Consider the following 12,119-nt stretch of genomic DNA (forward strand, 5'->3'; position numbering starts at 1 on the left):
GAGCCACGAACACGACCTTCTCCCCATCCTGCTCGACGCTACGCCTACGGCTCCGCATCGAGCAGGATGGGGCAGCGCGTGTCCCCAGGGGGTCAACATTGGACGCCGATAAAGGGTCAGGTTTGCAGGCTGTTTGACAGCCAGTCAAGTGCAGCGCCACTGGCCGGGCATGGGCATCGGCACGCAGATGCAGTTTGGTGGAGACGCCGCCGCGGGAGCGGCCGAGTGCCTGCTCGCCTACCGATCGACGTGCGCCTGCCGCATGCGCATGGGCTCGGATGATCGTGCTGTCGAGCAGATGCACGTCCCAACCTGCGTCTGGCGCCATGGCGCGCAAGGCATCAGCAACACGGCTCCAGATGCCGGCTTGCGTCCATCGCTGCAGCCGGCGCCAGGCGGTGCGCCAGTTCATCAGCTCAGCCGGCAGGTCCCGCCAAGGAGCGCCCGTACGGGCCAGCCAGAGAACGGCCTCGATGAACCTGCGGTGGTCGATCGAGGGTCGGCCGGTCTTGGGCTTTTGCGGCGGCAGCAAGGACGAGAGCCGGTTCCACATCACGTCCGTCAGCAGGGTGCGTATCGTCACCCAGCCCCAGATGCGGTCACGTCAGCCGTTCACCAGCTTTGGCGACAGAACCTAGTCTGGCAGCGGATCTCGGTGAGCACGAACTCCTCGCACGTGCAGAAACTTGTCCTGATCCTTGCAAGTATTATGGTGAAGTTCGGCTAGATCGTTCAGCCCTTGACGTTAGCAGCCTGCGGACGCGGCCATAGCAAGGCGGCCATGCCGATCGCATAGAGGATCGCGAAGAGAACATACCCGATCCGTGTCGAGAACGAGTCCGGCGTGCTCCCAGGCAGGGGCGAGACGCCAAGGCCAAACAGGATGAGAAAGATCGTCAGCGCGCCACCATAGATCTTGCCCGCTCTAGGGTCCGCAGCAGCTCTCCCACCGAACAGAAGACCGATAAGCAGAACGGTAAGAAACAGGAGCCAGAGCGTCGGGTGGACCTCGAGGAACGTGAAGGCGATCGAGGCCACGATTCCCCCAAGTAGGTTGACGACCGTCAGGCCGAAAGCCGCCCGCTGGCTGCTCGCTAGGTCCAGTTGCCCGAGCAGGGATGCGACAGTGATAGGGATGACGATCGCGGTCGCTAGGCGGTCATCGACGAGGCACAGTGCTACGACCGCCATGAGAATCGACGCACTCGCCAGTGCTTGGCGATTTGCCGTTCGATAGGTGGGCGCGGTCGATGGTGCCGCCGTGCCCTCTCCCCGATCAGCAAGAAGTGCATGCGCTGCCCAGGAGAGCAGCACTCCACCGACAATGGCTTTGGCGAGAATGAGCACCATCGATTCGCCTAGATCGCGCTGCAGGATGTCGAGCATTGGCACGAGAATGGCGACGATCAGCACGAGACCCGCAGCCGGTCCGCCTTTCCCACTGGCCTGGAGCAGGAAGCAGGCCAAGTAGACCAACCACAGGACTGGCAGGAATACGAGCGGTCGGTCACCGAACAGGGCCGTGAGAAAAGACAGGATCTGCCCTGCGATGACGATCACCACGATCATGCCGAGCCCCTGGCCGAGAGCCAGAGGACGGCGGCTGGAGATGAGGAACTGTGCGGCGAACAGGGGCGCGAGAAACGGCGTGATGCTGCCGGCCGCCGTCGTCGCGGCAAAGCCGACCGCAACCGCCAGTGCGATCCGCAAGCCCTGGCGTCGCACCCGTGTCGATTCCAGCGGCTCGACCGAGCTTGCGGCGATCTCAGTTGACATAGGTCAGTACGGAGATGAGCCGGATCCAGAAAGTCCCGAGCGCGTTCAGGACCGGGTTGTCGCCCGTGTAGATCACGACGTTCACCTGGGATCCGTAGCGGGGCCCCGCCGGGCGGGCTCCACCATCGAGGATCAGGCGCACGGGAAAGCGCTGGGCCTCGCGCACCCAGCCGCTGTCATTGCGGATCGTCGGAAGACCGGATGAGCCAGTATCGGTATCCTGGGCGACACCCCAGCCGACGCTCTCGACCCGAGCCGAAAATACCCGACCAGGCAGCGTGTCGAAGACCAGCGCTGCCGTATCGTTGGCCTGGACATGCTCAAGGCTGTTCTCCTTGAAGTCGGCAGAAACCCAGACGGTTCCGGCATCGATGAAGGTTAGAGCCGGCTGCGCGACACTGACCACCTGCCCAACCGCGAGTTGGAGATTGGCGATCACGCCATCCGAAGGCGCCATGACCGTGGTGCGAACTAGGTTCAGCCGCGCCTGCTCCAGTGCGGCAAGTGCCTCCTTGAGCTGCGGATTGTCCGCACCAGCGGGACCAAGCTCTTGTCGGGCACGCTCCAGATTGGCTTCGGCACCGGTAAGACCGGCTTCGGCGGCGTCCAGCGCAGCTTTCGACTGGTCATAGCGAGCACGCGCGTAAACACCGCGTTCGACCAGTTGCATGACTCGCTGCGCCTGCTCGCGCACATTGTCGCGGTTGGCCCGGGCCTCGACGACCTGGGCTTGCGCCGCCTCGACGCCGGCCGTGCTGGCGCCGAGCGTCTGCCCGATCTGCTCGAGCCGGGCTTCTGCCTCGGCAACCGCGATCTGGTAGGGCCCCGGATCGATGCGGAAGAGCGTTTGCCCGGTCTGCACCCGGGCATTGTCGACCACAGCGATCTCGACGATGCGGCCCCCCACTTCAGATGCCATCGGCACGACATAGGCTTGCACGACCGCCTGCGAGGTCGAAGGCGTGCTGCGCTCCATCACGATCGACAAGGTGAACAGGATCACGATCGCCAGGAGGACGAAAAGAGCGACGCGCCGCAAAGGATTCCGCGCGGGACGGCGAGCATGAACCTGATCTGGCGCGCTGTCTGCGTCAGCTGGCCGAACCTCTGGCGGGCCGGTCACGACTGGCTCGGCGTGTTGCGTGGCCTGCCTAGGAAATTTCCTCATGCCGTCCTGCCGATGGTGCGGGTATGGCGAAGGCTTGGCCTCACACGACGGCTGGATCGACCACCCGGGCGGTTCGGACGAACAGGGCCCGAAGCTTGCCCCAGAAGTTCCCACCCAGGACAAAGAAGCTGGCCAGCAGCATGACATCGCCCAGCAGCTGCAATTGCCACAGATTGGGGCGGAGGCTTGGCCAGATGCTGTCGACATAGGGCTCGAGGAACGATGCGATCAGCGGCAGGCAGAGCATGACCAGACCGATTCGATACCGGAGCGGGCTGACCGTGTCGGGCACGAGGGAGGCCGCATAGCCGGACAGATGCCGCTTCAGCTCCTGGAAACCGGCCTTGCCCATGACGGCCACTACCATGAGCAGAAGCACCTTGTTCGTGACGAACAGTGCGCCGGTCAGGGTGGCGATCCTGGCTCCCGAGGCACCGATCGCAGCTGCCAGCGGTAGCAGCAACCACAGCGCGAACGCCAGGATGAACAAGGCGATGCCGAGCTTGAACCGCCAGTTGGCCGCAGCGGGCGGCACCGTGCCTTGAGCAGAGTTCATCATGGCTCGTCTCTTCGGCAGACACACTGCCACTGGATGGCGCTTACAACGCGAACTTCATCATACTGCGCACCGTAACGACTATTCCCTTACAAAACAGATGCACACCGCCCCCTGCAGCCGCTGTCAGTAGCTAGGCGGCTGCTCCAGCCATGGATATCCCTGAGCCCCCAGCGTGTGCCCAAGCTCGAACAGCGCCCGCATGTAGGTCGGATCGAAGGGTTCCACGAGCTTCACGTCGAAGCTGGACGGGACATAGGCGAGATGGAAGCCGACCCTGTCCCGCTGGCTGACCGCGTAGATCCGGTAGAGATCGCCGACGCCCTGGGTCTGGATCAGCGAGGAGATGGCGCGGCCAGCGATGCTCATCGTGTCGCGCTTGACGTCGGCCCACTCGGCATCGAGGCGGGCGTTGCGGATGACGTAGACGTCACGTTGCCGCTCGATGCCCAGCTCCTTGGCAGCCTCGGCAATCTTCAGGGACGGCGGATAGACGAAGACCTGGGCACTGGCGCCGCCATCGACATGCATCTCCTGATAAGGCTGCCCGTCGACGGTGACGTCGAACATGACCGGCGGGAACGCCCCGGGGATGGCCGCGGAGGCGACCAGGATGGTGCGGACCAGCTCCAACGCTCCAGGGTCGCCGCTCGCGGCAATCTTGCCGATGTTCCAGATGACGCCGCGCCGCAGGTCCAGGTTGGTCGTCCCGATAAGGAGGATGCGGCCCTTCGCATGCTCCCGCGCGATGGCCGCGAGCAGATCCTCCGTCATGTACTTGGCGATGGTGCGGCGCAGCGGGGCGGTATCGGCCATGGCGTCGTCGAAGATCGCGGCGAGGTAGCCACGCGTCTCCAGGACATTAGCGGCGGTGAGGGTGGTGTAGATCTCTTCGAGCTGACGGTCATAGGCTGGGCCGAGGAAGGCGAAGGGGGCGGTCAAAGCACCGGTGCTCACCCCGGTCACCACCTTGAACTCCGGCCGCGTCCCAGTCTCGGTCCAGCCGATCAGCAGCCCGGCACCGAATGCGCCATCCTCGCCGCCCCCTGAGACTGCGAGGTAGCTTGCTGGCGGCAGCGGCCCCTCATGCCCGGCGGCCGCAAGCGCAGCGCGTTCGCGGCCGACTGCGTCCACGGCATCCGCCTGCAACGAGCCGAGCTGGTCAGGCGGGTAGTAGCGGATCGCCTGCATCGAGCCGACGTTCATGCTGAGTTCATCGCGCTGCGGCACCGCCGCGAGGCGCGTTGGCGGCGAGCATCCGGTCGCGATCAACGCGCAGACCATGACCACAAGCCACCGCCAATTGCGTTCTATGCATGGAGCGGTTGGACGGTACCGGGACAGGCCGTTCGTGAGGCAACTGGACGAGATCATGTTCAGCCTCTTCAAGGCTTGAAAATCATTGCTCAGTCGTAGTGACGATGGCGTTGAACCAACCTTCTCCAGATGATCAAGGATTGTCGTGAACAATACCAGGGACTGGTTGAAGATATGTGTGAAAAATGATCATGCCGCATTTGAACGACTTGGGATTGAGTTCGAGGATGTCGTCAATGTCGAGCTGCAACAGCCGAGGTGTCGGAGGTGCTCGCGCCAGCCGCCTCCGCCCGGGCCAGGCGCGCCAGGTGGCCTTGGCGGTGCTGACGCCAGCGGTGCAGGAGCCGCTCCATGTCGTGGAGCAGTTGCTCCAGCCGGGCGGTGTCCTGGCCGAGCTGCCGCCAGTGCCGGATCACCTCCAGCTGCCGAGTGATCCGCAGCTCGCCGGCGACGATCTGCGCCCCGAGCCAGCGCAGACGTTCCTCCGCGTTCATCCGGCCGATCCCGCGCGATGGCATGCGCTGACAACCGGCAGGGTTTCGCCGGGTGCCGGCAGGCCAACAGGACGATCCGCCGCCGCGCCCACGACAGCGCAGCCCGAACTGGTCCGACGTCCGCTACCGTAGGTCACTTTATGAAAGCGGGGATCACAAGATGAAATTCATGATCGAGGTCCTCAATATCGCCGGAAGACGAAGCGGCACAGCTGGAGCTCCTTCTTCTTGAAGCGGTAGATCGACCCACGCAGGTAGCGCTCATAGAATACGAAGGTCTGGGCGCTGGTCATCGCCTCGATCTCCCGCTGCCGGGCGCGCAGCCGCTCCAGCCAGACCTGCAGGGTCTGAATGTAGTCGTTGCGGCGGTTCTCCAGGTAGATCGGCTCAAAGGTGCTGACCGAGGCCTCCAGCACGTCGGTAAGGTAGGGCGGGTCGGTCTCCGGGAAGACATCTTGTGCCAAGATGAGACTGCTCCTGTCGCGCGGAACGTTGCCCCAGGTGATGCTCTGCAAAGACAGGTGTGCGCCACGGTTCAGCCAACCATGGCACCGCTCAAAGAACCGCCGATAGATTGCGACCTTCTCAGCCGCTGACAGGCCGGGCCGCGTGAAGTGCTCGAACGCCCCCACCGAGACGATGCCCGAGAACTTGCTGGCCGGTCGGTAATCCTCGTAATTCTCCAGCCGGACCTCGACCCCAGGCAGGTCGAGCGCGCGCACGTAGTTGTACTGGTCGCTGCTCAGGGTCAGACCGGTTGCTGCGGCGACACCATATTGCTCGACCGCCCGGCGCAGCATGGAGCCCCAGCCGCAGCCGATGTCGAGCAGGCTGTCGCCTGGCCCAACGCCGACGGCCTTCAGGTGGAAGTCGAGCTTGGCTTCCTGCGCGAGTTCCAGGCTGACCGGATTGGCCGTGGCTTGGTGCGGATCGCCCCAGCGGGCGGCGCTGTAGGTCAGGTTGCGGTCGAGCCACAGGCGATAGAAGTCGGTTCCGACGTCGTAATGGTAGGAGATGGCTTCGGCCGACGCGCCGGAAGGTTGGCTTTTCGGGGTTTGCTCGCTCATGAGATCAAACCTTGACGTGGTGCTGATGCCAATCCGCGGCCGTTGCCTGCCTCCGAGGTTCTTCCCGATATAGTCCAAGCAGCGCCTCGCGCGGCTCACACGGATGGGCTTTAGGATTCTCGCAGATCATGTTGACCACGCTTCCATAGATGATTGCTTCGATATGATAAGTAACATCAATAATACTGGTACTTGATTTAGTGAGACTTGAAACAGTTCTAGGTATATTTGAAGTCATTCAATTCAGATGCATACTTTGATAGCTACTCAGCAACGAGTCAAAGACGCGGTGAGTACCTCCGCAAACAGGTTCACTGGGAAAACCTAACTGTCGACGAGATCCTCGCGTTCCGCAATCCGGTTGCTCTGTCAGCTTCGCCGACGATCGCCAGTCGCTCGTGACGGCCCAGGGCGAGAAGGTCACCCGGTCGGGGGGCTGCCGGAGATCAGCCTGATCGACCAGCCCGGCCAGGACGGCACCGCCTGCTGGCTCACAGACAAGGACCCGCGTCCGGGCGGCCTGCCGTTCACCAGACCACTTCTCGTGTCACTGGGTCCTGGCGACGGCGAAACGGACCGGGGTGGAGCCCCAGATGTGGCTGACTGACGGGCGCGAACCTATTGTTTTGTGCTGGGACAAGGGCAGCGAACTCGGCCAGCTCCTCCCCTGGACCTGGAATGCTGAGGCGATCAGATTTTGCGGGCAAGTGCTTCGGAATGGGAGGCATCGATGGCCATGCTTGGTGGGACGAAAGTTCCGGGCTGGACCGCGACGCACCCGGCGCGGCTCGTGACGGTCATCTCGTTGGCGCTCGCCCCTCTCCCAGTCGCGGCCGGCGAACTTCGCGTGACGATCGAAGGCATCCGCTCGTCGGATGGCACGGTTCTGATCGGACTCTACGACAGCCCGACGAGCTTCGCTCGCGCCGTCGAGGTATCGGCCGGCGAGGGCTTCCTTGTCGATCCGCAGCGCTTCGCTGCCGTAGCGCTGCGCGCCAACGCCGCGATGCGGAGTGCTGTGGTCTTCAGCAATCTCGATCCGGGACGGTACGCCGTCATCGCCTTCCACGACGAGAACGGGAACACCAAACTCGACAAGAACTTCATGGGCGTCCCCACCGAGCCGTATGGGTTCAGCAACAACGTCCAGGGATTCCTCGGCCCCCCGCCCTTTGACGATGCAGCTGTGGTACTCGAGGACAATGACCAGGCCATCCACATCGCGATGATCTACCACGAGGGGCGCAAGTAGGGCACGATCCAAAATCAGGTGCCTCGACCACCAAAGAGTGGTGGGCTACGCGTTCGCGCTGTCCGTCTTGCCCTTTGCCTGGCCCGGTCCAGCACCAGCCCAGTCATCGTCATCACGTCGGCAGCATTGGTCTCCAGCCCCTGGCTCTTGAGCCGTCGCACAATAGCCCTCGGCGACCTCGATCAGAGCGGGGATGACCGCCATGTGCTGCTCCTTCGGTGCGCCGCTGCGATGCTTAGCCGGCTTCCTCTCGATCCTGCTCCGTTTCGTCCCGATGCGGGCGTAGTTCGGGTGCGCCGCGCACCGGCTCGTTCGGCCGTCGCTCATAAGCGCCACCTTCGCCCGAGACCCGGACCCTCTGCACCACGCGACGCGCCTTGTCCTCGGCCATGCCCAGGCTGCGTAGTGCATAGTCCATCAGTGCGAAGGCAAGCTCACGCTCGCCCATGATGGCGATCCCGGCGCCCTGTCGCTCCAGGTTAGCGACCTCCCCTTCGCTGTGGGTCCGCACCGCCGTGTCGATGGTCGGGTTCAGCCCACGCGCGAGCTCGATGATCCGGCGGGTCTGGTAGCCTTCGGGTGTAGCGATCACAATCAACCGAGCCTGGGCGGCGCCGGCCGCTTCCAGTACGCCCGGAGTGCTGGCATCGCCGTAGATCGCCGCAACGTTCTGTGCACGTAGTGCTTCGATTCGCCGGCGGTCTTGATCGATGACGATGATCGGCAGACCCTGGCTCTTCAGCCCCTTACCCACCACGCTCCCGACCCGGCCGTAGCCGACGATGATGGCGTGGCCATGCGGCCCGGCCTCGTCCGTCGTGGTCGGCAGCCTGGTCAGGCTGGCATCGCCGCGGCGCTCGATGTGGGCGAGCACCCGGGGCCGATGACGCAGCCAGCTGGACATTCGATCGATAGCGGCGAAGGCCAGCGGATTGAGGGTGATCGACAGAAGAGCGCCGGCCAGGATCAGGTCATGCCCTTCCGGCGGCAGAAGGCCGAGCGCTATTCCAAGCCCGGCCAGGATGAACGAGAACTCGCCGATCTGCGCCAGGCTCGCCGAGACAATGAGTGCCGTCGAGGCCGGATAGCCGAAGGCCAGCACGATCCCGAACGCCACCAGCGATTTGCCGAGGATGATAACCAGTACGACCGCAAGGACAGCCAGCGGTTCATGCACCAGGATCGCCGGGTCGAACAGCATGCCGACCGAGACGAAGAACAGAACTGCGAAGGCATCCTTGAGCGGCAGCGAATCGGCCGCCGCTTGATGACTGAAGTCGCTTTCGCTCAAGACCACGCCGGCAAAGAAGGCGCCAAGCGCGAAGGAGACGCCGAACAGTTCGGCCGAGCCGAAGGCGATGCCGAGTGCCGTCGCCAGCACTGACAACGTGAAGAGCTCGCGTGAGCCAGTACGCGTCACCTGTGCCAGGAGCCAGGGGATCATCCGCGTGCCGACGACCAGCACCAGGACCAGGAACAGACCGACCTTGCCCAGGGTGAGCGCCAAGATCAGGAGCAGACTGCCGTCGCCGACATGGCCGGCCAGACCACGTGGGTCCCCGCCCAGCACCCCCGCAAGCGCCGGCAGCAGCACCAGCGCCAGCACCATTGCGAGGTCCTCGACGATGAGCCAGCCCACCGCGATCCGGCCGTTGTGGGAATCGAGGATATTGCGCTCCTCCAAAGCCCGCAGCAGCACGACGGTGCTCGCGACCGAGAGGGCCAGCCCGAACACCAGTCCAGCGCCGAACGTCCAGCTCCAGAAATGGGCAATGCCGACCCCGAGTGCTGTCGCCACCGCTATCTGGCCGATCGCGCCAGGAATGGCGATCTTGCGGACGGCAAGCAGATCCTGGATCGAGAAATGCAGCCCGACCCCGAACATGAGCAGGATGATGCCGATCTCGGCCAACTGGGTGGCAAGCCCCTCGTCGGCGATGAAGCCCGGGGTGAACGGTCCGACCGCGACCCCAGCCAGCAGATAGCCGACGAGCGGCGGCAGCTTCAGCTTGGTTGCTAGAAAGCCGCCGACGAAGGCGAGGACCAGGCCGATGACGATGGTGGCGATGAACGTCGACTCGTGCGGCACAGCCTGTTTTTTCCTGTTGGTGCGGGAAGAGCTTGGTCAGAACTCGGATATGGAAGACGAGCGGCTTGCCCGAAGAATCTGAAGTTTAACACGCCCGCACGAGGAAACACCCAACACCAATTATCATTCCGATCCTAGTAAAAATAAAATTACATCATGAAACAAAATCATACATTTGCTATTATTTAATTGCACACCGTACTTGATTCAGCGGCCACAGTGATCATTTACTAACAACAACTATCTTTAGGTGTCATCCGCCGTTCATGACCACATCCCTACTGATGCCTTGTCCTAAGTCGCTTGCCCCGCCTGCTATGCAGACGGACAGTTCCGTTCCGCCACGGGTGGAGCGATTCTCTTCCCAAGCGGAGGCGCGCTACTGGCTGAAGGTGCTGGGCCCGTTTCGCGAGCCGAGGCTCGTCCGCAGCGTAGGGGAACTGGCCATCACGGCGGCTCCGTTCTTCGCCTTGTGGCTTCTGATGTGGTTCAGCCTTGGCTACTCCTACTGGCTTTGCTTGGTGCTAGCGATTCCTGCGGCGGGCTTCCTGGTCCGCCTGTTCGTAATCCAGCACGACTGCGGTCATGGGTCGTTCTTCCGAGCTCGAGCTGCCAACGATTGGGTTGGACGGGTGATCGGCGTGATCACCCTCACGCCTTACGGGCACTGGCGGCACACGCATGCGATCCATCACGCTACGTCAGGCAACCTGGACAAGCGTGGAATCGGCGATATCGATACCTTAACGGTACGTGAGTTTGCGCAACTCTCTGCTGGGAAGAAGCTGCTCTACCGCTTGTCGCGCAATCCATTCATCCTGCTCGGGGTGGCAGCCCCTTACCTCTTCATCCTGCACTATCGCTTGCCTGCAAAGCTGATGTGGTCGACGACGGAGGCGTGGCGCAGCACGATGGCTACTAACCTCGCCATCGTGGCCCTGGCCGGCTCGACCATTGCGGTAGTCGGTCTCCATGATTTCCTGATGATCCAGGTACCCATCACCTGGCTCGCCTCCTCGATCGGTGTCTGGCTGTTTTTCGTTCAGCACCAGTTTGAGGATGGACACTGGGAGAAGGCCGGCGCGTGGAATGTTCATACCGCTGCCGTTCACGGCAGCTCACATCTGTATCTGCCGCTCGTGCTGCGTTGGTTCACTGCCAACATTGGGGTTCATCACGTTCATCATCTCTCCAGCCGAATCCCGAGCTACCGTCTCCATGAGGTGCTCCGCGCCCATCCGGAGCTGAACGACGTCAATCGCATTACGCTCAAGGATACCATTGGCTGTTTCCGCCTGGCCTTGTGGGACGAGGACAAGAACAGACTGGTCCCTTTTTTCGATGCGCGAGTGAAGTGAACCAATGGCAGATTCTTCCGCCGCTTCTCACGCCATTGGGGCAGGATGCGCTCCGTTACCCGCAGACGCCGCTTGGTCTTTCTGATGGGTCGAGGCCGAGAAGCGGCCGTCACCCGTAACAGCAACAGGTTCCTGCGGCTGGCATAGCGCTTAATATTGGGTTTCCCAGGCACAGCCAGCTGAACCCGTAGCATGGAGGCGGGCCTTCTCTGTCAGATCAACATGATCAGATTGCTCCCATATAAGCTTGCTCTCACCAAAATAGTCATCTTTAGGCAGGCCGATCTCAAGGTTGCTTGAAGGCCTTTTTCGTTCTGTATCTTTCATTGGTAACATTTCTTAAGTGTCCCATGCCGAACGAACGCAAATGCCAGTCGGTGATCGGTGATCATCATGGCCATGATGCATCATCTGTGCGATAATGCACTATGGTAGAAAGCAAAGCAGACCTTGAGCGATCTCAAGTCCAGATGGACACTGCCCTTGATCGATGGGAGGGTGAAGGCGGCGCGCAAGCTTGGCCGTGGACCCCTGGATACCAAGGCGGGGCTCCAAGCGACAGAGAGCGTCAAGTTTTGGAATATCTTGGCGCAGCAGTGGTCAGCGGATGGAATGAACTACCTACCGGCATTCAACGCACCATCTTCCAGTATGCCACTGCCGGCAAAACCTATGATCTAGCTCGACTGCGAGAGCAGATCGCTCGCTTCTTGCATGATCATAAGGACGATCCGCAAAATCGATGAAGCTCTATTTGCAGCGAGCAGGAGCGGGCTCCGCCAGCTGCTGACCTACACTGCACGTGGTGTGCCGCTTGCTGTAGTTCATCCAGCGGACGCTTAACCACCACCCTCTCACTACCAGCCAGGATAGCTGCGTGCCACGGCCATGGCCGCGACGACGCAGTCAGGATGACCAGCCGACCTGGCCCATGAGCGGACCGACCGGCTGCCGGCCCGCATCAGATCATGGCGTTACGGTGGCGGCCGCCTGCGGTGCCGGGGCCGCGACGAGCTGGGCGGCACAGCTGGTGGCGGCCGCA

Annotated in this window: 10 protein-coding genes; 2 read left to right on the forward strand and 8 right to left on the reverse strand. The window is 62.6% G+C overall.

The window, feature by feature from the left end; genetic code table 11:
- From VNS22_RS22405 to VNS22_RS22435, 7 genes are all read right to left on the reverse strand, one after another.
- A partial coding sequence (locus tag VNS22_RS22405) for an IS5 family transposase (RefSeq protein ID WP_325736442.1) occupies positions 1–583 on the reverse strand: 583 nt, incomplete at its 3' end.
- A gap of 149 nt (positions 584–732) precedes the next feature.
- Positions 733–1,776 carry a DUF2955 domain-containing protein gene (locus tag VNS22_RS22410; protein WP_325736444.1) on the reverse strand — a complete coding sequence of 348 codons (1,044 nt, stop codon included), beginning with the start codon at positions 1,774–1,776 and terminating at the stop codon, positions 733–735.
- Positions 1,766–2,779, reverse strand: coding sequence for an HlyD family secretion protein (locus tag VNS22_RS22415; RefSeq protein ID WP_325736446.1), 1,014 nt, complete (start codon positions 2,777–2,779; stop codon positions 1,766–1,768). Before VNS22_RS22415 ends, VNS22_RS22410 begins: the two co-directional genes overlap by 11 nt.
- Before the next feature lie 205 nt (positions 2,780–2,984).
- Positions 2,985–3,500, reverse strand: a complete 516-nt coding sequence (locus VNS22_RS22420; RefSeq protein ID WP_349261869.1) for a transporter suffix domain-containing protein — start codon at positions 3,498–3,500, stop codon at positions 2,985–2,987.
- A 126-nt stretch (positions 3,501–3,626) separates the two neighbouring features.
- A complete protein-coding gene (locus tag VNS22_RS22425) occupies positions 3,627–4,970 on the reverse strand; it encodes a patatin-like phospholipase family protein (protein WP_325736450.1) in 1,344 nt (447 codons plus the stop codon).
- Positions 4,971–5,050: 80 nt separating this feature from the next.
- The gene (locus VNS22_RS22430) at positions 5,051–5,311 is read right to left on the reverse strand and encodes a hypothetical protein (protein WP_325736451.1); all 261 of its coding nucleotides are present in this window, start codon (positions 5,309–5,311) and stop codon (positions 5,051–5,053) included.
- Between the two features lie 182 nt (positions 5,312–5,493).
- On the reverse strand, positions 5,494–6,378 hold the full coding sequence (locus VNS22_RS22435; protein WP_325736454.1) for a cyclopropane-fatty-acyl-phospholipid synthase family protein: 885 nt from the start codon (positions 6,376–6,378) through the stop codon (positions 5,494–5,496).
- Positions 6,379–7,108: 730 nt separating this feature from the next.
- Between VNS22_RS22435 and VNS22_RS22440 the strand changes: the two genes are divergently transcribed.
- Positions 7,109–7,630 (forward strand): DUF2141 domain-containing protein, encoded by a 522-nt coding sequence (locus tag VNS22_RS22440; protein WP_325736456.1) that lies wholly within the window; start codon positions 7,109–7,111, stop codon positions 7,628–7,630.
- A 235-nt stretch (positions 7,631–7,865) separates the two neighbouring features.
- Here VNS22_RS22440 and ybaL read toward each other — a convergent pair whose 3' ends face one another.
- Entirely contained in the window at positions 7,866–9,719 is a 1,854-nt protein-coding gene (gene ybaL / locus VNS22_RS22445) for a YbaL family putative K(+) efflux transporter (protein ID WP_325736458.1), read from the reverse strand.
- Between the two features lie 317 nt (positions 9,720–10,036).
- Here ybaL and VNS22_RS22450 point away from each other — a divergent pair, with 317 nt between their 5' ends.
- Positions 10,037–11,077: a fatty acid desaturase gene (locus VNS22_RS22450; RefSeq protein ID WP_414653414.1), complete on the forward strand. Its 1,041-nt coding sequence runs from the start codon at positions 10,037–10,039 to the stop codon at positions 11,075–11,077.
- Positions 11,078–12,119: the final 1,042 nt, after the last annotated feature.

The sequence above is a fragment of the Geminicoccus sp. genome, assembly GCF_035556675.1.
In the GTDB taxonomy this organism is placed as follows: Bacteria; Pseudomonadota; Alphaproteobacteria; order Geminicoccales; family Geminicoccaceae; genus Geminicoccus.

Bases quoted from the DNA above. Each gene is read 5' to 3' on its own strand.
- VNS22_RS22410 (WP_325736444.1), bottom strand. From the start codon at position 1,776: ATGTCAACTGAGATCGCCGCAAGCTCGGTCGAGCCGCTGGAATCGACA.
- VNS22_RS22420 (WP_349261869.1), bottom strand. From the start codon at position 3,500: ATGAACTCTGCTCAAGGCACGGTGCCGCCCGCTGCGGCCAACTGGCGG.
- VNS22_RS22430 (WP_325736451.1), bottom strand. From the start codon at position 5,311: ATGAACGCGGAGGAACGTCTGCGCTGGCTCGGGGCGCAGATCGTCGCC.
- VNS22_RS22435 (WP_325736454.1), bottom strand. From the start codon at position 6,378: ATGAGCGAGCAAACCCCGAAAAGCCAACCTTCCGGCGCGTCGGCCGAA.
- VNS22_RS22440 (WP_325736456.1), top strand. From the start codon at position 7,109: ATGGCCATGCTTGGTGGGACGAAAGTTCCGGGCTGGACCGCGACGCAC.
- VNS22_RS22450 (WP_414653414.1), top strand. From the start codon at position 10,037: ATGCAGACGGACAGTTCCGTTCCGCCACGGGTGGAGCGATTCTCTTCC.